This is a genomic window from Streptomyces sp. TBY4 (genome assembly GCF_024213195.1).
GTDB lineage: Bacteria > Actinomycetota > Actinomycetes > Streptomycetales > Streptomycetaceae > Streptomyces.
On the sequence record NZ_JANAVF010000010.1, the window covers coordinates 57,839 to 84,293 of the forward strand.

Consider the following 26,455-nt stretch of genomic DNA (forward strand, 5'->3'; position numbering starts at 1 on the left):
GTACGCGGCACCGGGCGGGTGCCGCAGCCGCTCAGCGGGCCGCTCCGGCGCCCCTCCCCGCGACCGTGTTGCCCGTGACCGTCCCGTCGGTGCCGGACAGGGTCACGGCGTGCCGGACCCCGTCGGAGCCGAGGACCACCACGCGCCAGGCGCTCCCGCCGCCCTCCTGGGCGACCACGCGCAGCGCCTCGGCCTTGCCGCCCGGCACGGCGGCCTCCGCCTTCGCCAGGGCCTGGGCCGCAGGCAGCGCGGGCAGCGGTACGGGGGCCCGGCCGGGCCCGTCAGCAGCGAACCCCTCCCCGCCGTCGGGGAGTCCCGGCGGCACCGCTCCGTCCGGCGGGAAGGCGTACCGCTCGCCCTTCTGACCGCGCAGGCCGGGCTTCCCGGGTTCGCCCGGCTTTCCGGGGCGCGCGGGAACCGGAGCCGTCATCTCGCCGCCGCGCTCCCGCTCGACGTCGAAGCGGTCCCACACCCGCTCCGCACGCGTGCGGCGCACATCGTGCTCGTGGCCCGCCGCGGCCCCCACCGCGACCCCGGCCCCGGCCGACGCCACCACCACGAGCCCGAGCGCCACCCAGCGCCCGCGCCCCTCACGGGCGAACCGGGTGAAGCGGGCGATCCGGGCGCCGCGCCCCGCCGCCTTGCCCGCCGGGCCGCCGCCCTCGCCGTTGCCCGCGGGGGACACGGCGGCCGGGGGGTATTCGGGCGGCTGCGGACTGGAATCGGTCATCTGGATGCTCCTCGCGTTCTCCGGGCGACGCGCCCGGCTCGGCCGATCCTGCGAGCAGGATGCTGAAGCCCCGCTGAAGCGACCTGAAGAACCCTTCAGCAAGCCGGCGGCGCGACCTGAGAACCTTGCCCCATGCGCGTACTGGTGGTCGAGGACGAGCGGCGGCTGGCCGCCGCCCTGCAACGGGGTCTGCGGGCCGAGGGCTTCACCGTGGACACGGCACACGACGGCCCGCAAGGCCTGTGGATGGCAGGAGAACACGACTACGACGCCATCGTGCTCGACATCATGCTGCCCGGCCTCAACGGCTACCGGGTCTGCGCCCGGCTGCGCGCGGCCGGCTGCGAGTCCGGCATCCTCATGCTCACCGCCAAGGACGGCGAGTACGACGAGGCCGAGGCCCTGGACACCGGGGCCGACGACTTCCTGTCCAAGCCCTTCTCCTACGTGGTCCTCGTGGCCCGGCTGCGGGCCCTGATCCGGCGCACGGGCCGCCGCAGCCCGCAGGTCATGGAGTTCGGCGACCTGGTCGTCGACCCGGCCCGGCAGCGCTGCACGCGGGGCGGCGTCGAAGCCCGGCTGACCGCGCGCGAGTTCGCGGTGCTGGTGCACCTGGCGCGCCGGGCCGGCGAGGTCGTACCCAAGCGGGACATCCTCGACCACGTCTGGGACACCGCCTACGAAGGCGACCTCAACGTGGTGGAGGTCCACGTCAGCGCCCTGCGCCGGAAGATAGACGCGCCCTTCGGGCGGGCCGCCGTGGAGACCGTCCGGGGCGCCGGATACCGGCTGGCGGCCGACGGTGGCTGAGACCGGCCCGGACCGCCCGCGCGGGGCGGCGCACCGGCTGCGCGCGGCCCTGTCCCGGCTCCGCCCGCGGTCCGTCCGCGCCCAGGCGACCCTGGGCGCGTCGGCCGTGGTGGCCCTGGCCCTCGGCGTGGCCTCCTTCGCCCTGCTCGGGGCCCTGGAGACCAACATGACCATGAGCGCCCAGGAGGATGCCGAACGGCAGGCCGTCAGGGTGGCCGCGCTGGCCGCCACCGGCCGGCTGGACCCCGTACCGCCCCCCGGCCGCGGCACGGACTTCGTCCAGGTCGTCGATGCGCAGGGCCGCGTCCTCGCGGCCAGCCCCAACCTCATCGGCCGCCCCGCCCTCGTCCCCCGACCACCCGTCGCACCCGGCACGGTCCGCGACACCTGGAAGGGCGGCCGGGTCCGCCAGGAACACCGCCAGCGCGTCGTGCAGGTCACCACCGTCACCGAGAAGGGCCTGGTCACCGTCTACGCCGGCACCTCGCTCCGGGACGCCGACACCGCCGACGCCACCATCATGGCGGTGCTGGCCGTCGTGGTCCCGCTGCTCGTCCTGGTCGTCGCCCTGATCACCTGGCGGGTCACCGGGTGGGCCCTGCGGCCCGTCGAGGCGATCCGCGCCGAGGTCGCCGAGATCGGCGACCGCGAACTGCACCGGCGGGTGCCCGTTCCGCCCACCCGCGACGAGGTGGCCCGGCTCGCCGTCACGATGAACGCCACCCTGGACCGGCTGGAGGCCGCCGGCATCCGCCAGCGCCGCTTCATCGCGGACGCCTCGCACGAACTGCGCAGCCCGATCACGGTGCTCCGCACCCAGCTGGAGGTCGCACAGGCCCATCCGGATCCCGAGCTGTGGGGCGAACTGGTCAGCGGCGCCCTGGAGGACACCGTACGGCTCCAGGACCTGGCGGCCGATCTGCTCCTCCTGGCCCGCCTCGACACCTCGGAACCGCCGCCGGCCGCCGCCGTCGACCTCACCGGGGTGGTCCGCGAAGCGGCCCGTACGCGCAGGGGGGAACGCGTCCCCGTCCGTGCGGACATCGCCCCCGGGATCACGGTCCGCGGCAGCAGCATCTGGCTGTCGCGGCTCGTCACCAACCTGCTGGACAACGCCGGCCGCCACGCCGAGGAGTGCGTCGGCCTCGTCCTGCGCGTGGACGGGCCCCGGGGCGAGGCCGTCCTCGAAGTGACCGACGACGGGGCGGGCATCGCGCCCGCCGACCGCGAACGGGTCTTCGAACGCTTCACCCGGCTCGACGACGCCCGCGCCCGCGACGAGGGCGGCACGGGCCTGGGCCTGGCCATCGCCCGGGACATCGCCCTGCGCCTCGGCGGCACGCTCGCCGTCCGGGACTCCCCGAAGGGGGCCCGGCTGGTCGCCACGCTCCCGCTCGGCCCCTGACGGCGCCCGGGACCCCGGCAGCGGAGCCCGCTCAGCAGACCGGCCGGCGTCCCGCGTCCCGGGCGGCCTCCTCCTCCGCCGCGACGGGCGCGGGCAGCCCCGGGACCGGATCGGCCGGTGTCACCAGCAGGCCTTCACTGCCCGGGGGGCCGAAGAGCGGGGCGGGCTTCACGGAGACCCGGCCCGTGGAGACGGCCACCAGGGTGCCGAGGGCCGCGACGTACGCCGGGAAGCTGTCCGTGTCCCGCCGGTGGCGGGCCGGCTCCCGGTAGTCGCCGAGGGCCGGGTACCCGTCCTGCCCGGTGAGCGTGTACGAGGTGGTCACGACCCGGTACGAGGCCTCCTGCCGCAGCGGTGCACCGTCGACGAACACGTCGCCCGGCGCCACCCGGTCCCCGACGGGCCCCGCCGCGTCGAAGGAGTACCGGACGTTGCCCGACACCGCGAGCGGGGCGTAGGTGAGCACGCCGGAGGAGTCCAGGGCCCACTGCTGCTCCAGGGCGTCGTGCAGCCGGCGCCCGGTCACCTCGGCGCTGACCAGCGGGCATCCGTAGCCGACGGACCGCCAGGCCCGCTCGAAGCTGACCGGGTCGTTCAGGGCGGGGCCGGCGAGCAGATCGGTGTTGATCACGCTGCGGCCGACGCGCGGGGCGACCGCGATGAGCGCCAGGTCCGCGCCGGCCGGGGGCTGGTGTCGAAGGAGTCGGGCGCCTGGCGGGCGGCCCACAGCGCCCAGTCGGCGACGAGGTTGCCCATGGTGGACTCCCCGGCCGCGGAGAGCCGGCGGCGGAAGGAGGCCCGCTGGCGTGCGATGACGGCCGCCCCGTGCTGCTGGGCGTAGCCGGCCCAGTGGTCGACGACCTCCTTGAGTACCGGATCGGGGGTCACGTCACGGGTGTTGGGGTGGTTGACGGAGCTGGTGAGCGCGCGGACGACCGTACCGGTGTCGGGGTCGAGCCGCAGGGTGATCTCGCCGATGATCTGCCCGTGGCAGCCGGCCTCGACGAAGGGCCGCGGCCGCCCGAGGGGATCCGGGAGCATCATGTTGAAGGCGCAGTGCCAGTGGCCGGTGACGATCGCGTCGATGTCGGGGGAGACGCACAGCGCCAGCTCGTAGGCCGGACCGCTGGGCTCGCTCCCGGAATCGAACTCGCTGCCCGCCACGGCCCCGTCGTGCATGCTGAGCACGATGGCGCCCACCCCGAGCTCCTTGAGCCGGGCGGCGCAGAGGTTGGCGGAGGTGAGCTGGTCCAGGGTGGTGAGGCCGGGCTGGAAGGAGTTCCCGAAGGACTCCGTGCCGACGACCGTCAGGTGGATGAACCCGATGGGCAGCCGCCGCCCGTCCGGGGCGTCCACCCACTCGATGTGGTACGGGGGGAGCACGCTCTCCCCGGTCTCCGTGGCAACGGCGTTGGCGCTGTACCAGCGGAACTCGGCGCCGTGGAAGGGGGCGCCCGTCGAGTCCGGGAACGAGTTGGTGAGACCCGCCCCGTCGTAGGGGAGCCCCTGCTCCATGTGCCGGCGCAGGAAGCCGGGCGTGCGGTCGAACTCGTGGTTGCCGGCGGTCGCGAAGTCCAGGCCGAGCCGGTTCAGGGCCTCGACGGTCGGCTCGTCGGCGAGGGTGAAGGCGGGGAACTCCCAGCCGGAGAGGAGGTCGCCCGGCGCGAAGAAGAAGGAGTTGGCCCGGCCGGCCCGCAGCCGGGCGAGATGGGTGGCCATGTAGGCGACCCCGCCGACCGCGTACGTACGGCCGCCCGCGCCGGTGATGACGGAGTCCCGGGCCGGGGCGGCGGAAAGGTAGCCGTGCAGGTCGGTGATGTGCAGCAGTTGCACGTCCACGTACCCGGCCGCGCTCGCGGCATCGCCCGCCGCGCCGGTGGCGGCCGCCGCGGTGCCGGTGAGCGCCTTGAGACCGACGGCCCCGGCGGCCCCCGCGGCCCGGGCCAGGAACCGGCGCCGGCCGAACTCCTCCATCTGCGCCCCCGTTCCGCCGGCGGGCCAACTCCCGCACGCTCAGCAGCAGTCTGTGCGCGCCCGGTGACCGTCCGTAGCGCGGCATTCGTCACCGCGGCGAAATTCCGGGGAACTTCACCCTGTCGGCGAAGGGTCCCGCTCCGTACGGCACGGAGCGGGGCGCGCGGCGGCGCGGTCACGGAGCGGCGTAGCGGGCCAGGAAGAGGTCGACTCCCGAGGTGACGACGCGGGTCAGCTCCGCCGGGTCGGGCGCGGTGCCGGGCGCGAAGGTGTGCACCAGCTGCGGGACGCCGACGGTGGCGGCGACGAGCTGGCGGACGGCGAGCTCGGGGTCCGGGACGCGGAGCCTTCCGCGGCGGCCCAGTTCGGTGACGGCCTCGACGAGGGGCCCGTCGTACAGGTCGTACGTGATCCCGTACCAGAGCCGGCCGATCTGGGGGAAACGGTCGGCCTCCCCGATCACCAGGCGGCGCAGCCGCATGATGTCGGGGCGCAGCAGGAACGCGGACCGGTCGCCGGTGAGGCCGATCAGGGCGTCTCGGAGATCTACGGCCTCCACGAGGGCGGGGCCACCGGGTGGGAGGGCGCCGGGCCCGAGGCCGGCGCAGGCTTCGCGCACGCTGCCGCCGATGGCGGCGAGGAACAGCCGCTCCTTGGTGCCGAAATGTTTGTAGACCGTCGCCTTGGAGACTCCCGAGCGGCTGGTGACCGCGTCCATGGAGGCGGCCGCGTACCCCTCGGCGAGGAACTCCGCGACGGCCGCCTCGAGGATTGCCCGGCGCTTGCGCAGGACGGAGCCGGAGGACGCGGGGACGACCGGGATGCCGTACTCGTCGGTGGCGTTCGCCGTCTCGGCTTCCATGGGGGAGTCCTTCGTACCCGTGGGGCTGCACGCGGGGGAGGTGCGTACCGGGCTCAGTGTATGAACCGCGCCGCCCGGTACGCACCGCGTGCGGCGCGCGTCAGCCCTGCGCGCCGCCGCCCTCCCTGACGGCCTCGGTGATGTCGGCCGTGTCGGCGGCCGGCGGGACCGCGATGTCCTTCGCGACGCCGAAGGACAGGAAGTCGATGTGGACGGTGACGTTCCCGAAGACCTGGTTCAGCCGCGAGGGCATGCCCTTGTCGTCGACCCACACGTCCGAGACGAGCTCGGTCGCACCGCCCCCGTCCGCCGTGCCGAACACCGCCTTGGCGTCGCCCATCTTCTCCGCCGGGACCGTGGCCCGGTAGTGCACGGAGCTCTTCCCGTTGACGTCCTCCCGGCCGACCTCGGTGACGTTGCCGGCCCACTTCAGCGACTTCAGCCCGATCGTCGGGTCGTTGTTGCCCGCGCTCATCGCGGCGGCGCCCTGCTCGCCGAGCACGGCCGAGGCCTCGATCTTCAGCCAGGTCTTGCCCGCGAAGGGGCCGCTGGTCGCCGGATCGATGCCGTAGTAGTACGCGCCCTGGACGAGCCGGTACGTGACCGTGCCATCGGCGACCAGGTCCTGCATCTCGAGGTCCGCGGCCGGCATCTCGGCTTCCATCGCGAGGCCGTTGCCCCAGGAGTAGGTGCCGTTCACCTGGACCGGTTTTCCGCCCGTGCCGGGCATCGTCACGCTCATCTCGACCTCGGCCGAGCCCGCCTTGGAGGCCTCGTCGGAGGCCTTCGTGAGCTTCGCGACCAGGGCCTCCGCCGAGTCCGCCGCCTTCTCGCCCACGGAGGCGCCGGCGGTACACCCGCTCAGGCCCGCCGTCACGATCACGGCCGCCGCGATGCTCGCCCCGACCGTCCCTACTGTCCCTGCCTTCATTTCCCCACCCCTTGGTCCCTCGGTTCCTTGGTCGGTTGCGCCGGTCCCAGTCCCCCCGGACGGGACCCGAGGCCGGCGGAAATGTGCGGGCACACGTCCGAACGGCCTGTATATCCTGCCCGGCATGCTGCGAGTCGAACGCCTGCGGGCCGATCACGAGGAAGCCCTGCTGGCCTTCGAGCGGGACAACCGGGCCTACTTCGCCCGCTCCGTACCGGACCGCGGTGACGCCTACTTCGCGGAGTTCGCCGCCCGGCACCGCGCGCTGCTCGCCGAACAGGACACGGGCGCGTGCCGGTTCCACGTGGTGCTGGACACCGCCGGGGAGCTGATCGGACGCGTCAACCTCGTGGACCTGGCGGACGGTGCGGCCGACCTCGGCTACCGGATCGGCGAACGGGCGGCGGGCCGCGGCGCGGCCACCGCCGCCGTCCGGGAGATCTGCCGACTCGCCGCCACGGAGTACGGCCTCGAGGCCCTGACCGCCTCCGCGGCCGTGGCCAACCCGGCATCGGCGGCAGTCCTGCGCCGAACCGGATTCACAGTGACGGGCGAGACCCTCCTGGACGGCCACCCCGCCCTGACGTACCACCGATCCCTCACCCCCGACGCCTGACCCCGCCCGCCTCCCGGCCCCGGGGCTGGTGCGTACGGGTGACGGTCCGACAGAGGCTGATCACCCCATCGGGGTCCTCGGCGCGCGCGCACGGCATTGATCACCGAGTGTGTTGATCACCGGCAGCGCGCGCTGCCCGTCGGCCCCCGCACTGAGGAGTCCCCGTCCCCATGGCTGTCGCCGCCGCAGTCCCCGCAGTCCGCGTAGTCCGCGCCGCCCTCGGCGCGCTGATAGGTCGTGGGCTCGCGGCCGGACCGGTGGCCTGCCTAATCCTGGTAGGTCGGTAGGTCGGTAGGTCGGTAGGTCGGTCTGCCGGGCCTGCTGCGCGGCCCCCCGCACGGCCGCGCCCGGCGGCATCCGCCGGACGACGTCGGGCCGGCCCTCCGGCCCGATCACGCCCACGCCCGCGAACACGCGGGCCACGCACGGCGTAGTGACCGCGCAGGGCCACGGCCACCCGAGGCACCCGTCAGCGCACCCCCTCCCTTCCCCCCACGTAAGGGTTCCCCATGTCCCGTCCCGGAGTCGCCCGCGCCCTGGTCGCCGGCACCCTGCTCGGTCTGCTCCCCGCGGGCCCCGCGGCCGCGCACGAAGCCCCGTACGATCCGGGTGCCGTCCGCCCGGCAGCGCCGTACGCCGCCCCCGAGCGCGTGCGCCGCGAGATCCGCGCGGACGAGCGGCGCACCCTCGGTGAGGACCACGCCGAGGAGCACGCCCGGACCCGCCTCGCGCTGCGGGACGCCGCCGACTACCCCGACACCACCCGGCGCGCCCGCCTGAAGGCCCTCACCGAGTCGCAGGCCGAGGCCAATGCCGGTCTGGCGCCCGAGAAGTACGGCGTGTTCAGGGAGTACTTCGACTCCCCGGACTTCGCCGCCCACATCGCGCTGTTGCCCACCGGCAAGGTGCTGCTCTTCTCCTTCGAGCGGATCGAGACCAACCCCACCAAGGAGCCCGCCCCCACCAACATCATCGGCGCCACGAACGCCGGCCGCGCCTTCCTCTGGGACCCGGCCAAGGGCACCGGCGCGGAGGCGTTCACGAAGGTCACTCCGCCGGTGGTGGACATGCCGGACGGCACCGGCTCCCCGCGCCCCGCGCCGTTCTTCTGCTCCGGGCACTCCTTCCTGCCCAACGGCATGCTGGGGGTCTTCGGCGGCAACCTCGGCTCCAACGGAGGCAGCGGCGCCAAGCTCTCGCTGGTCTTCGACCCGTGGACGGAGACCTGGAGCCGCAACCAGGACATGGCCACCGGGCGCTGGTACCCCTCCGTGGTGACCGCCGCGGACGGCCGCCAGCTCATCATGTCCGGCCAGTCCGAGCTGGGCTGGGGCACCCCGACCCCGCTCGTGGAGCGCTTCCCCGCCCTCGGCCACCCGGTGCCCCGGGAGAAGGAGGACGTCCCGCGCGACGTCCCGGTCGGCGGGTTCAGGGCGAAGGCCCCCTTCACCCGCGACTACCCCCACCTCTTCTCGCTCCGCGACGGCCTGGTCTACGGGCTCGGCCGGGTCCACAGCGAACAGTGGGCCTTCGACCCCGCCGCCGAGTCCCGCACCGATCTGCCGCCCCGGCCCGACGGCAGTTCCCGGACGTACGGGGGAGCCGTGCCGCTGCCCGGCGGGTACGAGGGTCCCAAGGCGGCCCTGATCATCGGCGGGGACCGCACCGACCCGAACACCTACAAGCTGTCCGGGGACCGCTGGACCGTCGACAAGCCCCGGGCCTTCGGCCGCACCCAGGACAACACGCTGCTGATGCCGGACGGGACGCTGCTGACGGCGAGCGGCGGATTCGACATCCGCGACTACGGCAACGGGGTCCTGAACCCCAACGCCGACCTCAAGTACCGCCAGTTCGAGATGCGCGACCGGCACGGCAACTGGAAGCTCGGCCCCGCCCAGCGGCTTCCCCGCGGCTACCACTCCAACGCCCTCGTCCTGCCCGACGGCCGGGTCGTGGTCACCGGTGACGAGCTCCAGCAGCTCGCCAACGACGCCGACATCACGGACGGGATGAACGGCACCATCGAGATCTACGAGCCCTCCTACCTCCACCAGGGAGCCCGGCCCGCACTCGACGGCGCGCCCGCCGGCCCGGTCGGGTACGACACCCGCTTCGAGGTGACCACGAGCACCCCCGGCCAGGTCGAACGGGCCGTCCTGCTGGCACCCACCACCGCCACGCACGCGGTCAACACCAGCCAGCGGCACGTGGAACTGCGGATCAAGCGGCGTGCGGGCGACACCCTCACCCTGCAGGCCCCGCCGAACGCGGCCGCCGCGCCGTCCGGCTACTACATGCTCTTCCTCCTCGACGCCGGGGGAGTGCCCAGCGTCGCCCGGTGGATCAAGCTCGACTCCGGAGCACCCGCAGCGGCGCAGCGCTGAACGCGGCCGCCTTCGCTGGTTCCCACATACCCCCCGCGGTGCGCCGTTCGCGGCCCCGTTGAGCGTTCCCCCGTTCCCCCGTCCCTCTGTCGCTTGGAGCAAGCCGATGGCCCTCGCCCCGTCGCCGCCCCCGGGCTGCCCCCACACCGGACCCGCCCGCAGGACCGTGGTCCAGGCCGCGGCCCTCGCCGCCGCCGGTCTCACCGCGGGCCTCGCGCCCACCGCTTGGGCCGCCCAGGCCCCGGCCCGCCCGGCGGCGGCGGGCCCGGGCACGGAGCCCGCACGGACGGACACCGCCCCCGCACCCCTCCCGCTGCGCACCGACCCGCACTCCCAGGGCGATGTCCTCGCCGGGTTCCGCAAGGACCACGCCTGCTTCCTGTTCCTCCACTTCACCGACGCCGCGAAGGCCCGGCGCTGGCTGACCCGCCTGCTGCCCTCGGTCTCCACCACCGAGGAAGTGGCCCGCTTCAACCGGGCCTTCAGCAGGGCCCGCCGGCGCAGTGGCGGCATCGACCCCGACTCCATGGCCACCCTGTGGACCGGCATCGGCCTGACCCATCCGGGGCTGCGCCTGCTGGCGGGCAAGGAGCCCTTCCCCGCCGCCCCGCCCGGCTCCAGCGCCGAGGCCTTCAGCCAGGGCTGCGCCGCCCGCGCGCAGCAGCTCGGCGACACCGGCACCAGCGCCCCGCAGTCCTGGCTGTTCGGCGCCGAGGAGCCCGGCCGCGCGGTGCACGTGGTCCTCACGCTCGCCGCCGACCAGCCCGAACGCCTCGCCACCGCCGTCGCCGAACACCGCGCGGGTGCGGCCGCGGACGGCGCGACGGTCCTGTTCCAGCAGGACGGAGCCACCCTCCCCGGTGAACTGCGCGGGCACGAGCACTTCGGCTTCCTCGACTGCATCAGCCAGCCCGGCGTACGGGGCTTCGACGAGCCCGACCCGGCCGACCCCGGCGGCGTGCTCGGCAAGCCCGGAACCCGGCTGATCCCCGCGGGCGAGTTCGTCGTCGGCCTGGAGCGCGTGGGCAAGCGCCCCACGGGCCTGCCCGCCTGGGCCACCGGCGGCGCCTTCCAGGTGGTGCGCCGCCTCGCGCAGGACGTGCCCGGCTGGTGGACCCAGGTCGCCCTGCGCCTCGCCGAGCTGCAGCGCGCCGGCGCGGCGCCCGCCGACGCCGGCCGGGAGTGGCTCGGAGCCCGGCTGATGGGCCGCTGGCCGGGCGGCATGCCGGTCTCCCTGTGCCCCGCGGCGGAGCAACTGCCGGTGCCGGGCCGGCATCCCGACGCCGGACTCGACTACAGCCAGGACCCGCAGGGCTGGGAGATGCCGCTGTTCGCGCACATCCGCAAGGGGAACCCGCGCGACGGCCTCGTCCTCACCCCGGGCCGTCCCCCCGTGGCCCAGGCGGAGCTCGACGCGCGGCGCCTGATGCGGCGCGGAATCCCGTACGGCTCCGTCTACCAGCCCGAACTGGGGGAGGAGCACGGTCCGCAGGCCCCCCGCGGGCTGGTCTTCGTATGCCACCAGTCGGACCTGGTGGGGCAGTTCGAGCTGGTGATGCGCAAGTGGGTGAACGACCCCGAGTTCCCGGCCGGCCGCACCCCGCGCACCGGCTGCGACCCGGTCATCGGCCCCGATTCGCCCATCGCCTTCGAAACCCCCTCGGCGGACGGCACCGGCAGCCGGGCCAACACCCTCCACTTCGGCCGCTTCGTCCGCACCGAGGGATCGGTCTACGCCTTCAGCCCCTCCCTCCCCGTCCTGCGCGCCCTGGCCAAGGGCGAACTCGACGTCTCCATCGAGTTCCACACCGGCTCCGTGCTGCGCCCCGGTGACGTCCTCGACGCGGGGAAGGCCCGGCTCACCCTCGAAGCCTCGGGCGACCTCGCCCTGCTCGACGTCGGGGGCACCCGTACCTGGCGCACGTACACGGCCGGCGTCGGCCACGACGCCGTGCTCACCCAGGACGGCGAACTGGTCGTGCGCGACGCCGACGGCTCCACGGTCTGGTCCAGCGGAACCGGCCGCCACCCTGGCGCGCGCCTGCTCCTGCGTCCCTCCGGAGAGCTGGTGATCCTGGCCGGGACCCGGGTGCTGTGGAAGGCGTCCGCCTCGTAGGGTGACCGCATGGCGATCACGGAACCAGTGACAGACGACACCCGGTTGATCTACGGCTGCATGGCTCTCGGCGGGAGCTGGGAGCCCGGCCCGTACCAGGCCGAGGACATCGACGAGGCCGAGGCGGTGATCGAGGCCGCCCTCGACAGCGGCATCACGATGTTCGACCACGCCGACATCTACCGGCACGGAAAGGCGGAAGCCGTCTTCGGCGAGGTGCTCGCCCGCACCCCCGGCCTGCGCGAGCGCATCACGCTGCAGACCAAGTGCGGCATCCGGCTCGCCGAAGGCGACCGCCCCGGCATCTACGACCTGCGGGGCGCGAGCATCCTCCGCCGCGTCGAGGAGTCCCTCACGCGGCTGCGCACCGACTTCATCGACGTGCTGCTCCTGCACCGGCCCGACCCGCTGGCCGACCCCGAGGACATCGCCGGGGCGCTCGCCTCGCTCCACCGCCAGGGTCTCGTGAGGAAGTTCGGCGTCTCCAACATGAGCGGCGCGCAATGCGCCCACCTGCAACGCCACCTCGACGTCCCGCTCGTCGCCAACCAGCTGGAGATGAGCCTGCACCGGCGGGACTGGCTGGAGGACGGCGTGCTCGTCAACACCCCGGCCGCGGCGGCCGTCGGCTTCCCGGCCGGGACTGTCGAGTACTGCACGGCGCACGGAGTACGCCTCCAGGCCTACGGGGCCCTGGCCCAAGGACGCTTCACCGGACGGGAGTCGAGCGTCGGGGAGCACGCCACCGCCGAGCACCTGCGCGCCCTGGCCAAGGCGAAGGACACGACCCCGGAGACGATCCTGCTGTGGTGGCTGCAGCGCCACCCGGCCCGCATCGCCCCCGTCATCGGCACCGGGCGCCCCGACCGCATCAGGGCCTGCCGCGACGCCGCGCTGCGCGCCCCGGACCTCGGCCACGAGGAGTGGTACTCCCTGTGGCTGACGGCCCGGGGCGGGCCGCTGCCCTAGGACACGCTCTAGCCGGGGGAGCCGACCGCGCACACCAGGATCGGGGTGGCGCGGTTCGGGTCGAGGCCGTTGCGGACCAGGTGCCAGACGTTGAGGTCGTAGGCCTCGCCGATGTGGCCCACCGGGTCGAAGGGGCAGAAGTCCTGCACGTACTGGTTCCTGACCCCCGGCTCGCGGACGAACGCCGTCTCGGTCGGGGTCACCAGCTCGTCGTAGCGCGAGGTGATGATGGTGTACGCGATCCCGGGCTGGGCCACCGGACCGTCGTTCAGCGCGAGGATCGCGGGGCCGCCGGGCACCTCGTCGGCGAGCACCGGGATGCCGACGGTGGTCACGATCTTCTCCATGGTGGCCCGGCCGATCAGCTTGTCGCCCAGGTCCAGCAGTCCGGCGGCGTTCGTGCCGTGGGTCGGGGGAGCGATGGCCACGACCGCCTTGATGTGGGACTGGATGCCCTGCATCTTGGCGAGGTAGAGGGCTTGGAGCCCGCCTTCGGAGTGGCCCACGACCGAGACCTTGGCCGCGCCGGTCGCGCCGCGCACCTTCTCCACGTACTCCTTGATCTCCAGGTTCGAGACGGCCACCGGCTTGAGGCCTCCGACCAGCGGGAAGCCCTCGTAGGCGCCGTAGGTCAGGGCGAAGGTGCAGTAACCGCGGGCGGCCAGGTCCAGCTGGAGGAAGTTGAGGTCTTCGTACCAGGTGGCGAAGGTGCCGTGCAGCAGCACCACGGGCTCGGGGTGCGCGGCGCTCGGCCGGCAGGAGAAGTCGTTCACCCCGCCTCGCGCGGCGCCCTCGGTGGCGGAGTGCGCCGGGAAGGCGGCGCCGAGCAGCAGGGCCAGGGGGAGGGCGGCCCTGGCGAGCAGGGTGCGGGTGCGCGACGCACGGGTACGGCGGACCATACGACATCTCCTGACGGGGGGTCATGCGCGGGGCGTGCACGGGGTCGTGCGCGGGGGTGTGCACGGGGCGGAGTGCACAGAATGCTCCGGTGCGCCGCCCGTGTCCCCTGGCTGTACGCGCAGAATGCTTCCTCCCGCGTTTGTGCACGGCGACAATGCGGGGATGGACGATGCGGCGGGTGATGGTGTGGAACACGCTGCGGGGGTCGGGGAGTTGGCGGCCGCGCCGGAGAGCGCCGCCGCGCTGTTGCCCCGGGTGGCGGAGATGGCGGCCGAGACCGTCGCCCGGCTGACCGCCGACATCCCCGCCTACCGGCTGCTGCCCGACAGCGTCCTCGGCGGGGATCTCGTCGCGAACACCGAAGCCGTGCTGAAACTGTTCTTCACCACCGTCGCCGAAGGGCGGGCGCCGACCGGAGCCGAACTGGCGGCCCCCATCGCCTGGGGCGCCGAGCGGGCCCGGGACGGGGTCCCCCTGGAGGCGGTCCTACGGGTCTACCCGCTCGGCGCCCGCCGGGCCTGGGAGCTCGCCGCAGCCGGCCCGGAACCCGTGGCCGACCCGTACGCCCTGGTGACGGGCCTGCTGGCGTTCCTCGGCGAGGTCATGCCGAAGGTCGCCGAGGCCTACCTGCGCGAACAGGCCGACCTCGACTGGGAGCAGCGCGAGCACGGCCGCAACCTCGCCGGAGTCCTGCTCGCGGGCCGCCCGGCCCGGCGCGCGGCCGAACGGTACGGGCGCACCCTCGCCGAACGGTACGAGGTGGTCGTGCTGCGACTGCCCGAGGCGCCCGGTGGGGCGACGAACCGCATCCTGCGTGCCCTGCGCTCCGAACTCGACGGAAACCCCGAGGTGCTGGCCACCTTCAAGGGGGAGGGAGGCGTCCTCCTCGTCCCGCTGGCCCCGTCAGGTCCGTCAGGTCCGTCTGGTCCGCCCGGCCCGTTCGCCCAGGCCACCCCGTCGGTCCAGTCCACCCCGTCCGCTCCGTCCGCCCCGTCCGTCCCCCGCGCCCCGGACGGCGCGACCCGGCGGCTGCTCGCCCGGCTCGACACGGCGGCCGAACTGCGGTGCACGGCGGCCGCCGCCGTCGCCGAGGACCACGGCTCGATCCCGCGGGCCCAGGCGGAAGCCTCCGAGGTCCTCGCCCTGGCAGAGGACTTGGGGCGCCCGCCGGGTCTCTACCGGCTGGCCGACCTCGCCGTCGAGTACCAGCTCGTGCGGCCGGGCCCCGCCCGCGACGCCCTGGCCCGGGTCCTGGCACCCCTCGACGGCCAGCCCCACCTGATCGCCACCCTGCGGGAGTTCATCGCGGCCGGCTACCGGCGCGCCGAGGCCGCCGAAGCCCTCACCGTCCACCGCAACACCCTGACCTACCGCCTCGGACGCATCCGGCTGCTCACCGGCCACGACGCCACCGACCCCGCGGGGGCCCGCCACCTCGCGGCCGCCCTGACGGCGTACGGCGCGGCCCGCCGCACCGGCGGCTGAGCCCCCCCGGGCCGCCCACCCCTCTCAGGTGAGGGGGAGCAGCCGGGACGGTGCGTGCGCCGACGCGGGCGCGGCGACGGCGGAGGCGGCGGCCAGCGGGGCATCGGTGGAGGCGAGCGGGGCGTGGGCGCCGGCGCCCACCGCGCTGCCGGCCAGCCAGGCGTCCCAGTCGAGGTTCCAGTCCCCGAACCCGTTGGCGAAGGGGGCCATCGGCTCACCGCCGCTGTTCACCACCGACACCACGTCGCCCACCCGCACCGTGTCGAAGAACCAGGCCGCGTCGGCGGTGCTCATGCCCGTGCAGCCGTGGCTGACGTTCTCCTCGCCCTGCGCGTCGACCGACCAGGGGGCGGCGTGCACGTACTCCCCGCTCCACGTCACCCGGGTCGCGTAGAAGACGGGCAGGTCGTAGAACTCGCTCGTACCGCGCTTGATGCCCACCGTGTCCCCGCGCATCCGCACCTTGCGCTCCTTGCCGAGCACCACCTTGATGCCGGTGCGGGTCAGGAACCCGGCCTTGCCCGTGGTCACCGGGATGGTCCGCAGGATCCGGCCGTTGCGCCGTACGGTCATCTCGTGCGCGGCGGCGTCGGTGACCGCCTCGATCCGGTCCCCGACGGTGAACCGCAGGGACTCCGAGGGGCCGCCGTACTCCCCCTCCCCGACCTCGACCCCGTCGAGACCGCTGACCACGCGCACCACGGCGTGGGCGGGCCAGTACGTACGGGGCCGGTAGTGCAGCGTCGAGTCGTCGACCCAGTGCCAGGCCCCCTCGACGGCCGGCTCCGAGGTGACCTGCAGGGCCCGCTCCACCCGGGCCCGCGCGGCCGGGTCGGCGCCGGGGACGGGGCGGCTCAAGGAGGCCGTCACGATCTGTCCCGCCCCGTACGTGCCGGGCCGCGGCCCGAACTCGGCGGTGAGCCGGTCGTCCCGCGCCGCCTCCGCGGTCCGGAACGCCATGGTCACGCCGACGGGGGTGCCCGCCGCGTCCTGGGCGCCGACCCGGACGGTGTAGGTCTCACCGGCGCGCAGCGGCTCGGTGTTGCCCCAGTGGTGCCCACGGGCTCCGAGGGCGCCGCCCACGTAGCGGCCGTGCCCGTCGTGGACCGTCACATAGGTGAGCAGCCCCGGGCCGGCGAGGGTGATCTCCAGGGGGCTGGCCGCGTCGGTGGGCAGGACGACCGTGTGCGCGGCCGCCCGGGCCGCGCCGCGGGAGGCGGGATCGCGCACCACGGAACCCGCTCCGCTGGCGGTTGCCCGCACCAGCTGCTGCTCCAGCCCGCCGCACAGTCCGGCACGGAAAGCCTCCATCGCGCACTGCACGCCGCCGTCGTCCAGCACCCGGCCGACCAGCAGGTCCACGGAGCCCGTGCGCTCGCCGCCGGGCGGCCGACCGTCACCGGAGTGCGAAGCGGACTGCGGCGCGGCGGCCACGACGAAGACGGCTCCGGCCACCGCCCCGGCCACCTTCCACGTCCTGCCCCGACCCCGTCGCCGGAGTCCTCCACGGTGTGTCGATGACAGCATGCGCGCCACGCAGCCCTCCCAGATCGCCTTCGGCCGGATGGCAGCATCAAAACGATTTCCGGGCAGCCTGATGATCATGAACTCGGCCCGTGGGGCCGAATGGGCACAGAAGAGGGCTCGTACGGAGTAGGGGGGCGGGCGTCAGGGGTGCTTCAGGCCGTGGCCCTGGCGCCCGCCGTGGCGTCGGCGCCGGCCGTGACATTGGCGAAGAACGCGGCGAGGTTCGCGACCGTCCGCTCGATCTTCTCCTCCAGCGTCAGCGACTCCTGGAGCCGGGCGCCCGGGCCCGCGTCCTTCTTGCCCCGTACGTAGAGCGAGCAGGCGAGGTCGCCGCAGATGTAGGCGCCCACGGAGTTGCCCTGCTGCCCGGCCTTGCCCGCCTTCGGCGCGACCATCAGGGAGACGCCCCCGGTGTGGGTGGTCAGGCAGAGCGAGCACATGCTGCGCCGGGCCTGCGAGGGGGCGGCGGCGGCGGAGGAGCGCAGCGCGAGGGCGACCGGGCGGCCGTCCAGCTCGGTGACGAGGTAGGCGCGCTCGGGGGCCTTGGGGTCCCACCAGCCGAGGAAGTCCAGGTCCTCCCAAGGCCGTTCGGCCAGATCGCGGGGTACCGACAGGCGCTTGGCCTCGCCCTTGGTGCAGTTCACGAAGGCGGTACGGATCTCTTGCTCGGTCAGCGGCTTCATGAGAGGCAGGCTAATTTGCCTAAAGGTTTTAGGCAAATGCATAATGCTTATCGCCAGCTAGGAGGCAATTGATGGTTCGAGCAGGACTCAGCACCGAGCGGCTGACCCGGGCGGGCGCCGAGCTCGCCGACGAGGTCGGCTTCGAGCAGGTGACCGTGTCGGCGCTCGCCCGGCGGTTCGACGTCAAGGTCGCGAGCCTCTACTCGCACCTGAAGAACTCCCAGGACCTCAGGACCCGGATCGCCCTGTTCGCCCTGGAGGAGCTGGCCGACCGCGTCGCGGCAGCACTCGCCGGGCGGGCCGGGAAGGATGCCCTCGCCGCCTTCGCGGAGGCCTACCGGGAGTACGCCCGGCAGCACCCCGGCCGCTACGACGCCGCCCGGCTCCGCCTCGACCCCGAGACGGCGGCCGCGAGCGCGGGCGTCCGGCACGCCCGGATGACGCGGGCCATCCTGCGCGGCTACGACCTGGCGGAACCCGACCAGACCCACGCGGTCCGGATGCTCGGCAGCGTCTTCCACGGCTACGTCAGCCTGGAGCTGGGCGGCGGCTTCAGCCATACCGCCGTGGACCCGCAGGAGTCCTGGGACTGGATCGTGGACTCGCTCGACGCGATGCTGCGCAACCGGAGCACCGGATCCACCACCCCATCCACTACCTGATCCACCACCGGATCCCGATCCCCCCGAGGCTGAGGTCGAGGCGATGAACCCCGAGCGCGACCTGATCACCACACCCGTCACCGAGGACCTCCTGCGCGGCGCGGCCGACGTGGAACGCACCGCGCACGGCCTGCTGCCCCACCGGCTGCCCGCCCGGGCCCGGCTGCGGATCCCCGACGACCAGCTGGCCACGGCCGAGGCCCGCCCGTCCGGCGTGCGCCTGGTCTTCCGTACCAGGGCCACCGTCATCGAACTCGACGCCCTGCCCACGAAGAGGGTCTACCGCGGCTTCCCGGCCTCACCGGACGGCGTGTACGACCTCGTGGTCGACGGCGTGCTCACGGCCCGGGCCACCGTGCCCGGAGGCAGGGTCCGCACCCTCGACCTGGCCACCCAGGCGGTGGAACTGGAGGAGGGCCCGCCCGGGACCGCACGCTTCGCGGATCTGCCCGCGCGGGAGAAGGACGTCGAGATCTGGCTCCCGCACACCGAGATCACCGAGCTGATCGCGCTGCGCACCGACGCCCCCGTCGCGCCCGCGCCGGACAGCGGGCGCAGGGTGTGGCTGCACCACGGCAGCTCCATCAGCCACGGCTCGGACGCGGAGCGGCCCACCGGGACCTGGCCGGCCCTGGCCGCGGCGCGCGGCGTGGTGGACCTGGTCAACATGGGCTTCTCCGGCAGCGCCCTGCTGGACCCCTTCACCGCCCGCGCGATGCGCGACACCCCCGCCGACCTGCTCAGCGTCAAGATCGGCATCAACATCGTCAACCTGGACGTCATGCGGCTGCGCGCCTTCGGCCCCGCGGTGCACGGCTTCCTCGACATCCTCCGGGAGGGCCGCCACGCGGCGACGCCGCTCCTCGTGGTCTCGCCGCTCCTGTGCCCGATCCAGGAGGACACCCCGGGCCCCCTGGCCACCGACTTCAGTACCGGGACCCTGCGGTTCAGGGCGCTGGGCGACCCGGCCGAACGGGCCGCCGGGCGGCTGACGCTGAATGCCGTACGCGAGGCGCTCGCCGGGATCGTCGCGCAGCGGGCGGCCGAGGACCCGCACCTGCACTACCTCGACGGCCGCGGGCTCTACGGCCCCGCGGACCACGCCGAGCTGCCGCTGCCCGACGACCTCCACCCCGACTCCGCGGGCCACGTCCGCATCGCCGAGAACTTCGCCCGCCACGCCTTCGCCGCCGGGGGCCCCTTCGCCGCGGCGACCGGCTGAATCCCTCGACCGGCTGAAGGACCGCTCGCCGCCGCCCCCGCCGCGCGTCACAATGACGGCACGCGCGGCCGGGGGCGAGGAGCTCCACGGCCCGTCATTTTGCATGATCATGCATCATCGCGCATACTCATCCCATGTCAAAGGTTCTCACCTCCCTGCCCACCGGCGAGCGCGTCGGAATCGCCTTCTCCGGCGGCCTCGACACCTCCGTCGCCGTCGCCTGGATGCGCGACAAGGGTGCCGTCCCCTGCACCTACACCGCCGACATCGGCCAGTACGACGAGCCCGACATCGCGTCGGTGCCCGCGCGGGCCACGGCGTACGGCGCCGAGATCGCGCGCCTGGTCGACTGCCGTGCGGCGCTCGTGGAGGAGGGCCTGGCGGCTCTCGCCTGCGGCGCGTTCCACATCCGCTCGGGCGGCCGTGCCTACTTCAACACGACGCCCCTCGGCCGCGCCGTGACCGGCACGCTGCTGGTCCGCGCGATGCTGGAGGACAACGTCCAGATCTGGGGCGACGGGTCGACCTTCAAGGGCAATGACATCGAGCGGTTCTACCGCTACGGCCTGCTCGCCAACCCGCACCTGCGCATCTACAAGCCCTGGCTCGACGCCGACTTCGTCACCGAGCTCGGTGGTCGCAAGGAGATGTCGGAGTGGCTGCTCGCCCACGACCTCCCGTACCGCGACAGCACCGAGAAGGCCTACTCCACCGACGCCAACATCTGGGGCGCCACCCACGAGGCGAAGACCCTGGAGCACCTCGACACCGGTGTGGAGACCGTCGACCCCATCATGGGCGTCCGGTTCTGGGACCCCTCGGTCGAGATCGCCACCGAGGACGTGACGATCGGCTTCGAGCAGGGCCGCCCGGTCACGATCAACGGCAAGGAGTTCGCCTCCGCCGTGGACCTGGTCATGGAGGCGAATGCCATCGGAGGCCGCCACGGCCTCGGCATGTCGGACCAGATCGAGAACCGGATCATCGAGGCCAAGAGCCGCGGCATCTACGAGGCTCCGGGCCTGGCCCTGCTGCACGCGGCGTACGAGCGCCTCGTCAACGCGATCCACAACGAGGACACCGTCGCCCAGTACCACAACGAGGGCCGGCGCCTCGGCCGCCTCATGTACGAGGGCCGCTGGCTGGACCCGCAGGCGCTGATGATCCGCGAGTCCCTGCAGCGCTGGGTGGGCACGGCGATCACGGGCGAGGTGACGCTGCGCCTGCGCCGCGGCGAGGACTACTCGATCATGAACACCACGGGCCCGGCGTTCAGCTACCACCCGGACAAGCTCTCCATGGAGCGCACCGAGGATTCGGCGTTCGGCCCGGTGGACCGCATCGGCCAGCTCACCATGCGCAACCTCGACATCGCCGACTCCCGCGCGAAGCTCGAGCAGTACGCGGGCCTGGGCATCGTCGGTACGACCCACCCCGCCCTGATCGGCGCCGTCGAGGCGCCCGGCTCCGGCCTGATCGGCGCCATGCCCGAGGGCGGCGCCGAGGCGATCGCCTCGCGCGGCGAGGTCTCCGGCGACGACGAGCTGCTGGACCGCGCCGCGATGGAGTTCGGCACCGACTAGCAGGCACGGCAGGACGTGACGCGCCGCCCGTGGTCCCTACAGGGACCACGGGCGGCGTTTCCCATGGGGGCAGGTCCTGAGGCGTCAGGAGGCCGTGGTCATCCAGGGGGCGACCGCGCCACCGCGCACCCGGCGCACCTCGCCCCGGGAGTCCAGGAGCCGGAGGTCGCGGTGGACGGTCATCGCGCTGACGTCCAGTTCGCGGACGAGCCGCTCGAGGGAGACGTACCCCTCGCGGCACGCCGTCTCGACGATGTACCGCTGCCGGGAGGCGGCGGTCAGCTTGCCCGTCGCCAGGCTGATCCGGCGTACGCGGTCACTCACGGCAGCCTCCTTGTTCGCATGGACCAGATGTAGACCAAAACTAGACCACCTCACATCGGGGGAACTTGGCCGAAGGTCCCGGACTTCCGGGCCCGTGGACGGGGTGCGTCCCGATGCTGACTAGTCCTTCTGGTCCATTCCTGGTCCAGAAGGGATCGGCCGCGGTGAATACTGGAAGGGTGAATCAGCCCCTGGACCTGCGGCCCGTCCTCCGGGACGGGTCCGGGCCCGTCCACGTGCAGGCGCGCGACGCGATCGCCGACGCCCTCGCCGCGGCCGCCCTCGCCCCCGGCACGCGCCTCCCCTCCGAGCGCCACCTCTGCGAGCGCCTCGGGGTCAGCCGGGTCACGCTCCGCAAGGCCCTGCACGCGCTGCAGGAGGAGGGCCGGATCGGATCGGAGCAGCGGGCGGGCTGGCACGTCGCGGCCGCCCCCGGCGCCCTCCCGGCCTTCGAGCACACCTCCGAGCAGATCGGCGGGCTCATGGAGTACGGCCGCTGGCTCGGCTTCACCCCGACCGCGCGCGTACTCGCCGCCAGACTGCGCCCGGCGGATTTCGGGGAGGCCGACACCCTCCAGGTACTGCCCGGGGCGGGGATCTTCGAGCTGGACCGGGTGCGGCTCTTCGACGACGCCGTCATGTGCCACTCCGTCACCCTCGTCCCGGCGGAGCGCGCGCCGGGCATCGAGGGTCCCGACTACACGGCCGCATCGCTGTACACCGAGCTCGCGGCCCGCGGCATCGTCCCCACCCGTGCCGGCTACACCGTCCACTCTTCCCTCGTCCCCGCGGACGAGGCCCCCCTGCTCGAACTGCCCGAGGGCGCTCCCGTACTCCACATCGAGCAGCTCACCCGCGATCAGTTCGGCCGCCCCTGCGAGTACAACCGCGTGGTCTACCGCGCCGACCGCTACCGCTTCCACGCCACCCTGACGCCCGGTCCGGGCGGGGACTGATGGCGGCGGACCGGGGGCCGTTGGTCCCTTGTGGGGGTTCGAGGCAACCGTAGATTTGGACAAAAGGGATGTTCGATCGATCGGTGGAGAGGGTGGAGCGATGGCCGAGGTCCACTGGGAGGCCGGCCCGTACCGGATCACGGTGTCGCTGCCGGAATCGGACGCGCCGTGGGCGGCGGAGGGTACGAAGGGGCTGCGGGGGATCCGCCCCCTGTACCAGGGGCGGGGGCCCGAGCCCCGCCCGCTCCCCGAAGTCGAGGGCGGGATGAACCCTGTGCTGCTGGGCGCGCTCGGCAAGGGATTCTGACGGAGCCCTGGCAGGATCACGGCATGGAACGTGTGCTGGGGATCGGTGGATATTTCCTGCGGGCCGCGGATCCGGCGGCCCTGGGTGCGTGGTACCGGGACTGCCTGGGTCTGGACTCGGACGAGCACGGCCTGTGGCGCCAGGCCGCCGGGCCGACGGTGTTCGCGCCGTTCGAGTCCGGAACCGACTACTTCGGGTCCCCCGCCCAGCAGACCATGCTCAACTTCCGGGTCCGCGACCTGGACGCGATGCTCGCGCAGCTGCGCGCCCAGGGGGCGGACGTGGCGGGGGAGACCCAGGACATGGACGGTGTCGGCCGGTTCGGCTGGGTCACCGATCCCGAGGGCAACCGGATCGAGCTGTGGCAGCCCGCCTGAGCACGCCCCTCAGGCGCCGGCGGCGACAGCCGGCTCGCGGGCAGGAGTCCCGGGCCCCGCTGCCGGAGCATCGGAAGCCGCCGGGGTCGGCGGAGTGGCGTACACCGCCTCCGCCGGCAGGTGGCGCTCCAGCCGGGTCAGGGCGAACGCGGCGCCCAGCGCGGCGACGGCCAGGAAGGCCCAGGGCAGGCGCCCGTCGAGCGCGAGCAGTCCCGTGAAGAGCGACGGGGCCAGCGCGGTGGCCAGGGAGTACGACAGCTGGTACGTGGCGAGGTAGCGGCCGCGTACGGCCTCGGGCGCGGCCGAGACCGACAGGGCGCCGCCCGAGGGGCTGTGGACCAGTTCGCCGACCGTGTAGACCACCACGATGGCCAGCAGGGCGACCAGCGTCGCGGTCTGCCCGGGCCGGACCGTGCCGAGCACGATCTGCCCCACGAAGGCGGCGGCGAAGAGCAGTGCCCCGAGGGCCGCGGAGCGGGTGCGGCGGGCTCCGGAGCGGCGGACCCGGCTCGCGATCAGGACGCCGATTCCGGCGCAGAGGGCGGTGTTGACCGTGAAGGCCGCTCCGGTGAGCGAGTCGGGTCCGTGCAGCCAGGTGGTGATGTAGAGCGGGAAGAGGACGGAGAGGGCCGCGTAGCCGAGCGCGGTCAGGAAGTTGGCGGCGGTCAGGCCCAGGAAGGGCCGGTCGGCGAGCACCATCCGGTAGCCCGCGGGCGGACGCTTGGCCGAGCCGGGCTCGCCGTCCGCAGGATCCCGTACGACCGGCTTGACGCGGGTGACGAGCAGTCCGGCCAGCGCGAAGGCGACGGCGTTGCCCCAGGTGGTGTAGGTGAACCCGTCCGTCCCCCACAGGGCCAGCACTCCGGAGACGACCAGGGCGCCGGCGCCCATGCCCGCGTTCTGCAGGGCCCGGATGGAGGCCTGCAGCCGGTCCCGGGAGCCGCCCCGGGCCACTTCCCCGATGAGGGACTGCTGCACGATGGGGAAGGAACGGTCGGCGAGCGCCGTGACCAGCGCGACGGCGGCGAAGGCGGGGAGCGACCCGGCGAGCGGGTAGAGGGCGAAGCCGAAGGCGCGGACCGCGTAGAGCAGCAGGTTGACCTTCCTGGCCCCGAACCGGTCGACGGCCGAGCCGGCGAGCGGCATGACCGCGAGCCCGGCCAGGCCGGTCACCGTCAGCACGATGCCGACGAGGGCGAAGGAGAGGCCGGTGACGTGGTGGAAGAAGACGAGCGAGAAGGGGATGTACATCCCAATCCCGATCGCACTGATCCCCACCCCGAACAGCAGCGACCGCTCGCCCGCCACCCGTTCCTCGCGCATGCCCTTGCCCATGGTGCTCTCTCCCCCGATTAGGTTACAGGGGAGTAGCTTAGTGCTAAGCGACTTACCGTCAAGTCATTTCTTCGCGACCCTGCCCGCGCGTCCCCGTGCTCCATCCGGGCGGCAGTGCGGTGTGGATGCGGGCGATGGCCCGCAGCACGTCGTCGCGGTTCTTGGCCTGCTTCATCCAGGCGGGCAGGCGGGCCACCACGGTCATCTTCCGGCCGTGGTCGTGCCAGGGGATCCCTTCGCGTAGCGATGCCCGGACGAATCGTGTGATCAGGTCCAGGTGCTCCAGGTCGTAGGCCCACACCCACCCGTGCCGGGTCTCGGCCTGCAGCCACAGGCGGATGCCGAAGTGCGGATCGGTGGCGGGTGCGTGCGGGTCCCGGTGCAGGGACACGGATCCACGGTTCCGTTCCTTCGCCGTCCCGCAGTTCCGGCAGACGAGACGCCTTGGTGCGAAGAGGCCCTGGTCGTTCACTGCGGCCGGGTCCGGTGCCGGCCCGACGCGCGCGACCCCGCCGCAGCCCGGGCAGCGCACGAGGACGGACGAGAGGAAGTCGTACTTCGTGGCGCGGGTGTCCCGGAACCGATGGTGTGGGGAACTCGTGCTCATCGGAGCAGTATGCGGGCCGGGCTGAACGGTGGTGCCGTCGGCCCGGATCCTGGCACGGCTATGCCCGTTCGGCGGCGCTGCTCTCCAACGCGACCGCAACCCGCAGGAACGAGGTCGGGGAGGGGCACGGCCCGCGCCCCCTGCCGGCATCGACGACCCGCGTGTTTCACGCACCCGCGCACGCTGTGCCTCCGGGGCAGGATCAGGTGGCGGTTGCTCGGGCCGAGCGGGGCTGGGCGCGGAGGGAGGGGAGCCGGGCTTGGTCTTCGGCTTCGGCCAGGCTTTCGCCCAGGGCCAGGAGGGAGAGGAGCCGCACCGGCCGTCCGGCCGTGGCGGCGGCCTCCAGTTTGTGGTGACCGTCGAGGAGGAAGTGGGTCAGGCCCCAGTGCGCGAAGTAGTCGTCACCCAGGTCGATGGCGGGCTGGCACACGTCCAGCGTGGAGATCGCCACCGCCGTGGGGACCGTTCCCTGTTCCATGAGCGCGATGTACTCCTCGACACGCCCCCTTTCGTTCCAGGTCGGGGGAACCATGGGCACGACGAATTCGTAGAGGTGGGCGTCCGCATCGACTGCGGTCTCGAAGGTCCGGTAGTACGGGGTGGCAGGGTACTGCGGGAGGCCCCAGAACTGGTCGATTCCCCACGTCGTGACCTGCTCGTCGCTGAAGTAGTCACCGGCCTTGCCCGGGATGGTCAGCCGGGGTTCCAGGGTCAGGAGCAGCGGAAGGTACTCGCCCTCCGGCAGCAGCACACCGAACGCGTCGATCACGCCGCCGTCGTCCGGATCGGCCAGTGGTCCCCTGAGTCGCTCCTGCACGCTCTCCAGGGACAACTTCTCCTTCGCGGTGTCCAGCCGGCGGAACAGGAGCGGGCAGGTTCCGCAGTGGAAGCTCAGCTCGAAGGCGGGCTCGTCGTCGATCATGAGCAACCGGTCCGCCGGTCGGCGGCTGGGCTCCTGCTGCTCCCTCCCGAAGTGCAACCGCGCTTCGGAGGATGGGACGCCGAGCCTGCGGGGTTCGCCCGTTCTGATCATCATGGACCGACCGTACGGGGAAGCCGCCGGGTCGGAGCTCAGGCCTCTCCGTCGCCGAGGGTCCAGGCCTCGATGTCGCGGTAGTGGATCGGTCCCGGGCCACGGCCGATGTTGCTGCCCACCAGGTGCAGGCGCTCCGTCCGCCAGCGCCGGCCGGTGAAGCCGGCGAGTCCGGCGGCGGCCTCCACCGCCGAGGAGGCGTCGTGGCGGCGGGCGCGGGCCAGGGTCAGGTGCGGTCGCAGCGGCCGGTCCTCGAAGGAGATGCCGCACTCCTTCACCACGGTGCGGACATCGGCGGCGAGCCGGTGCAGTCCGTCGAGGTCCCCGTCGATCCCGCTCCACAGCACGCGCTCGGCGAAGTGGCCGCCCCCGTGCAGGGAGAGGCGTACGGGACCGCGCGACGCCGCGAGTTCGGCGAGCGGCGGCCGCAGGAGCGGTACGGTCCCGACCGGAAGCTCGCCGAGGAACGCCAGGGTGATGTGCCAGTCCTCGATGCGGTTCCACCGCATGTGCGGGTACGCGGCGTACGCGGGAGCCAGCTCGCGCGCGAGTTCGTCCTTCGCGTCGTCGGGCGGGGCGAGGGCGATGAACACGCGAACGGTCGCGGGCCGGGCCGGTTCGGCCACGTCGTTCGCGTCAGTCGCATCGTTCACG

The 26,455-nt window shown here is 73.5% G+C and carries 26 protein-coding genes; 13 read left to right on the top strand and 13 right to left on the bottom strand.

Features of this window, described 5'->3' with window-relative positions:
* Positions 1-31: 31 nt before the first annotated feature.
* Positions 32-730 carry a hypothetical protein gene (locus NLX94_RS23550; RefSeq protein ID WP_254385003.1) on the bottom strand — a complete coding sequence of 233 codons (699 nt, stop codon included), beginning with the start codon at positions 728-730 and terminating at the stop codon, positions 32-34.
* A gap of 132 nt (positions 731-862) precedes the next feature.
* Here NLX94_RS23550 and NLX94_RS23555 point away from each other — a divergent pair, with 132 nt between their 5' ends.
* The gene (locus tag NLX94_RS23555) at positions 863-1,540 is read left to right on the top strand and encodes a response regulator transcription factor (protein WP_254385004.1); all 678 of its coding nucleotides are present in this window, start codon (positions 863-865) and stop codon (positions 1,538-1,540) included.
* Entirely contained in the window at positions 1,533-2,945 is a 1,413-nt protein-coding gene (locus tag NLX94_RS23560) for a HAMP domain-containing sensor histidine kinase (RefSeq protein WP_308402503.1), read from the top strand. The genes NLX94_RS23555 and NLX94_RS23560 overlap by 8 nt, the downstream gene beginning before the upstream one ends.
* A gap of 31 nt (positions 2,946-2,976) precedes the next feature.
* Here NLX94_RS23560 and NLX94_RS39415 read toward each other — a convergent pair whose 3' ends face one another.
* The 4 genes from NLX94_RS39415 to NLX94_RS23580 all read right to left on the bottom strand — a co-directional run bounded on the left by NLX94_RS39415 (position 2,977) and on the right by NLX94_RS23580 (position 6,712).
* Positions 2,977-3,576 (bottom strand): 5'-nucleotidase, encoded by a 600-nt coding sequence (locus tag NLX94_RS39415; RefSeq protein ID WP_308402505.1) that lies wholly within the window; start codon positions 3,574-3,576, stop codon positions 2,977-2,979.
* Positions 3,573-4,919 carry a bifunctional UDP-sugar hydrolase/5'-nucleotidase gene (locus NLX94_RS23570; RefSeq protein WP_254385005.1) on the bottom strand — a complete coding sequence of 449 codons (1,347 nt, stop codon included), beginning with the start codon at positions 4,917-4,919 and terminating at the stop codon, positions 3,573-3,575. Before NLX94_RS23570 ends, NLX94_RS39415 begins: the two co-directional genes overlap by 4 nt.
* A 175-nt stretch (positions 4,920-5,094) precedes the next feature.
* A complete protein-coding gene (locus NLX94_RS23575; protein WP_254385006.1) occupies positions 5,095-5,781 on the bottom strand; it encodes a TetR/AcrR family transcriptional regulator in 687 nt (228 codons plus the stop codon).
* Between the two features lie 100 nt (positions 5,782-5,881).
* The gene (locus NLX94_RS23580; RefSeq protein WP_254385007.1) at positions 5,882-6,712 is read right to left on the bottom strand and encodes a hypothetical protein; all 831 of its coding nucleotides are present in this window, start codon (positions 6,710-6,712) and stop codon (positions 5,882-5,884) included.
* A gap of 124 nt (positions 6,713-6,836) precedes the next feature.
* Here NLX94_RS23580 and NLX94_RS23585 point away from each other — a divergent pair, with 124 nt between their 5' ends.
* The 4 genes from NLX94_RS23585 (at position 6,837) to NLX94_RS23600 (ending at position 12,800) form a co-directional block, all read left to right on the top strand.
* Positions 6,837-7,328 carry a GNAT family N-acetyltransferase gene (locus NLX94_RS23585; RefSeq protein WP_254385008.1) on the top strand — a complete coding sequence of 164 codons (492 nt, stop codon included), beginning with the start codon at positions 6,837-6,839 and terminating at the stop codon, positions 7,326-7,328.
* Between the two features lie 509 nt (positions 7,329-7,837).
* Positions 7,838-9,715 carry a galactose oxidase early set domain-containing protein gene (locus tag NLX94_RS23590; RefSeq protein ID WP_254385009.1) on the top strand — a complete coding sequence of 626 codons (1,878 nt, stop codon included), beginning with the start codon at positions 7,838-7,840 and terminating at the stop codon, positions 9,713-9,715.
* A 106-nt stretch (positions 9,716-9,821) separates the two neighbouring features.
* Positions 9,822-11,831 (top strand): peroxidase, encoded by a 2,010-nt coding sequence (locus tag NLX94_RS23595; protein WP_254385010.1) that lies wholly within the window; start codon positions 9,822-9,824, stop codon positions 11,829-11,831.
* Positions 11,832-11,840: 9 nt separating this feature from the next.
* Positions 11,841-12,800, top strand: coding sequence for an aldo/keto reductase family oxidoreductase (locus NLX94_RS23600; RefSeq protein WP_254385011.1), 960 nt, complete (start codon positions 11,841-11,843; stop codon positions 12,798-12,800).
* A gap of 8 nt (positions 12,801-12,808) precedes the next feature.
* Here NLX94_RS23600 and NLX94_RS23605 read toward each other — a convergent pair whose 3' ends face one another.
* Positions 12,809-13,699, bottom strand: coding sequence for a triacylglycerol lipase (locus NLX94_RS23605; RefSeq protein WP_254385012.1), 891 nt, complete (start codon positions 13,697-13,699; stop codon positions 12,809-12,811).
* 163 nt (positions 13,700-13,862) lie between these two features.
* Between NLX94_RS23605 and NLX94_RS23610 the strand changes: the two genes are divergently transcribed.
* A complete protein-coding gene (locus NLX94_RS23610; RefSeq protein WP_254385013.1) occupies positions 13,863-15,185 on the top strand; it encodes a CdaR family transcriptional regulator in 1,323 nt (440 codons plus the stop codon).
* Positions 15,186-15,209: 24 nt separating this feature from the next.
* On the opposite strand, the gene NLX94_RS23615 is transcribed toward NLX94_RS23610, so the two are convergent.
* Positions 15,210-16,496: an Ig-like domain-containing protein gene (locus tag NLX94_RS23615; protein ID WP_302170402.1), complete on the bottom strand. Its 1,287-nt coding sequence runs from the start codon at positions 16,494-16,496 to the stop codon at positions 15,210-15,212.
* 368 nt (positions 16,497-16,864) lie between these two features.
* On the bottom strand, positions 16,865-17,395 hold the full coding sequence (locus NLX94_RS23620; RefSeq protein ID WP_254385015.1) for an FBP domain-containing protein: 531 nt from the start codon (positions 17,393-17,395) through the stop codon (positions 16,865-16,867).
* Positions 17,396-17,466: 71 nt separating this feature from the next.
* Between NLX94_RS23620 and NLX94_RS23625 the strand changes: the two genes are divergently transcribed.
* The 3 genes from NLX94_RS23625 (at position 17,467) to argG (ending at position 20,862) form a co-directional block, all read left to right on the top strand.
* Positions 17,467-18,057 (top strand): TetR/AcrR family transcriptional regulator, encoded by a 591-nt coding sequence (locus NLX94_RS23625; protein ID WP_254385016.1) that lies wholly within the window; start codon positions 17,467-17,469, stop codon positions 18,055-18,057.
* Positions 18,058-18,100: 43 nt separating this feature from the next.
* The gene (locus NLX94_RS23630) at positions 18,101-19,279 is read left to right on the top strand and encodes a GDSL-type esterase/lipase family protein (protein WP_254385017.1); all 1,179 of its coding nucleotides are present in this window, start codon (positions 18,101-18,103) and stop codon (positions 19,277-19,279) included.
* A gap of 134 nt (positions 19,280-19,413) precedes the next feature.
* Positions 19,414-20,862, top strand: coding sequence for an argininosuccinate synthase (gene argG, locus NLX94_RS23635; protein WP_254385018.1), 1,449 nt, complete (start codon positions 19,414-19,416; stop codon positions 20,860-20,862).
* A gap of 84 nt (positions 20,863-20,946) precedes the next feature.
* Here argG and NLX94_RS23640 read toward each other — a convergent pair whose 3' ends face one another.
* On the bottom strand, positions 20,947-21,186 hold the full coding sequence (locus tag NLX94_RS23640) for a DeoR family transcriptional regulator (protein ID WP_254385019.1): 240 nt from the start codon (positions 21,184-21,186) through the stop codon (positions 20,947-20,949).
* Between the two features lie 179 nt (positions 21,187-21,365).
* Here NLX94_RS23640 and NLX94_RS23645 point away from each other — a divergent pair, with 179 nt between their 5' ends.
* From NLX94_RS23645 to NLX94_RS23655, 3 genes are all read left to right on the top strand, one after another.
* Positions 21,366-22,142 carry a GntR family transcriptional regulator gene (locus NLX94_RS23645; protein ID WP_254385020.1) on the top strand — a complete coding sequence of 259 codons (777 nt, stop codon included), beginning with the start codon at positions 21,366-21,368 and terminating at the stop codon, positions 22,140-22,142.
* A gap of 100 nt (positions 22,143-22,242) precedes the next feature.
* Positions 22,243-22,449, top strand: a complete 207-nt coding sequence (locus NLX94_RS23650) for a hypothetical protein (RefSeq protein WP_254385021.1) — start codon at positions 22,243-22,245, stop codon at positions 22,447-22,449.
* Positions 22,450-22,472: 23 nt separating this feature from the next.
* Positions 22,473-22,826 carry a VOC family protein gene (locus tag NLX94_RS23655; RefSeq protein ID WP_254385022.1) on the top strand — a complete coding sequence of 118 codons (354 nt, stop codon included), beginning with the start codon at positions 22,473-22,475 and terminating at the stop codon, positions 22,824-22,826.
* A 9-nt stretch (positions 22,827-22,835) separates the two neighbouring features.
* On the opposite strand, the gene NLX94_RS23660 is transcribed toward NLX94_RS23655, so the two are convergent.
* The 4 genes from NLX94_RS23660 to thpR form a co-directional block, all read right to left on the bottom strand.
* Entirely contained in the window at positions 22,836-24,161 is a 1,326-nt protein-coding gene (locus NLX94_RS23660; protein WP_254385023.1) for an MFS transporter, read from the bottom strand.
* Between the two features lie 58 nt (positions 24,162-24,219).
* Positions 24,220-24,768: a hypothetical protein gene (locus NLX94_RS23665; protein ID WP_254385024.1), complete on the bottom strand. Its 549-nt coding sequence runs from the start codon at positions 24,766-24,768 to the stop codon at positions 24,220-24,222.
* Positions 24,769-24,970: 202 nt separating this feature from the next.
* Positions 24,971-25,804: a hypothetical protein gene (locus NLX94_RS23670; protein WP_254385025.1), complete on the bottom strand. Its 834-nt coding sequence runs from the start codon at positions 25,802-25,804 to the stop codon at positions 24,971-24,973.
* Between the two features lie 35 nt (positions 25,805-25,839).
* Positions 25,840-26,454 (bottom strand): RNA 2',3'-cyclic phosphodiesterase, encoded by a 615-nt coding sequence (gene thpR / locus NLX94_RS23675; RefSeq protein ID WP_254385026.1) that lies wholly within the window; start codon positions 26,452-26,454, stop codon positions 25,840-25,842.
* Position 26,455 lies beyond the last annotated feature (1 nt).

Bases quoted from the DNA above. Each gene is read 5' to 3' on its own strand.
- NLX94_RS23550 (WP_254385003.1), bottom strand. From the start codon at position 730: ATGACCGATTCCAGTCCGCAGCCGCCCGAATACCCCCCGGCCGCCGTG.
- NLX94_RS23555 (WP_254385004.1), top strand. From the start codon at position 863: ATGCGCGTACTGGTGGTCGAGGACGAGCGGCGGCTGGCCGCCGCCCTG.
- NLX94_RS23570 (WP_254385005.1), bottom strand. From the start codon at position 4,919: ATGGAGGAGTTCGGCCGGCGCCGGTTCCTGGCCCGGGCCGCGGGGGCC.
- NLX94_RS23575 (WP_254385006.1), bottom strand. From the start codon at position 5,781: ATGGAAGCCGAGACGGCGAACGCCACCGACGAGTACGGCATCCCGGTC.
- NLX94_RS23580 (WP_254385007.1), bottom strand. From the start codon at position 6,712: ATGAAGGCAGGGACAGTAGGGACGGTCGGGGCGAGCATCGCGGCGGCC.
- NLX94_RS23585 (WP_254385008.1), top strand. From the start codon at position 6,837: ATGCTGCGAGTCGAACGCCTGCGGGCCGATCACGAGGAAGCCCTGCTG.
- NLX94_RS23590 (WP_254385009.1), top strand. From the start codon at position 7,838: ATGTCCCGTCCCGGAGTCGCCCGCGCCCTGGTCGCCGGCACCCTGCTC.
- NLX94_RS23595 (WP_254385010.1), top strand. From the start codon at position 9,822: ATGGCCCTCGCCCCGTCGCCGCCCCCGGGCTGCCCCCACACCGGACCC.
- NLX94_RS23600 (WP_254385011.1), top strand. From the start codon at position 11,841: ATGGCGATCACGGAACCAGTGACAGACGACACCCGGTTGATCTACGGC.
- NLX94_RS23605 (WP_254385012.1), bottom strand. From the start codon at position 13,699: ATGGTCCGCCGTACCCGTGCGTCGCGCACCCGCACCCTGCTCGCCAGG.
- NLX94_RS23610 (WP_254385013.1), top strand. From the start codon at position 13,863: ATGGACGATGCGGCGGGTGATGGTGTGGAACACGCTGCGGGGGTCGGG.
- NLX94_RS23615 (WP_302170402.1), bottom strand. From the start codon at position 16,496: ATGGAGGCTTTCCGTGCCGGACTGTGCGGCGGGCTGGAGCAGCAGCTG.
- NLX94_RS23620 (WP_254385015.1), bottom strand. From the start codon at position 17,395: ATGAAGCCGCTGACCGAGCAAGAGATCCGTACCGCCTTCGTGAACTGC.
- NLX94_RS23625 (WP_254385016.1), top strand. From the start codon at position 17,467: ATGGTTCGAGCAGGACTCAGCACCGAGCGGCTGACCCGGGCGGGCGCC.
- NLX94_RS23630 (WP_254385017.1), top strand. From the start codon at position 18,101: ATGAACCCCGAGCGCGACCTGATCACCACACCCGTCACCGAGGACCTC.
- argG (WP_254385018.1), top strand. From the start codon at position 19,414: ATGTCAAAGGTTCTCACCTCCCTGCCCACCGGCGAGCGCGTCGGAATC.
- NLX94_RS23650 (WP_254385021.1), top strand. From the start codon at position 22,243: ATGGCCGAGGTCCACTGGGAGGCCGGCCCGTACCGGATCACGGTGTCG.
- NLX94_RS23655 (WP_254385022.1), top strand. From the start codon at position 22,473: ATGGAACGTGTGCTGGGGATCGGTGGATATTTCCTGCGGGCCGCGGAT.
- NLX94_RS23660 (WP_254385023.1), bottom strand. From the start codon at position 24,161: ATGGGCAAGGGCATGCGCGAGGAACGGGTGGCGGGCGAGCGGTCGCTG.
- NLX94_RS23665 (WP_254385024.1), bottom strand. From the start codon at position 24,768: ATGAGCACGAGTTCCCCACACCATCGGTTCCGGGACACCCGCGCCACG.
- NLX94_RS23670 (WP_254385025.1), bottom strand. From the start codon at position 25,804: ATGATGATCAGAACGGGCGAACCCCGCAGGCTCGGCGTCCCATCCTCC.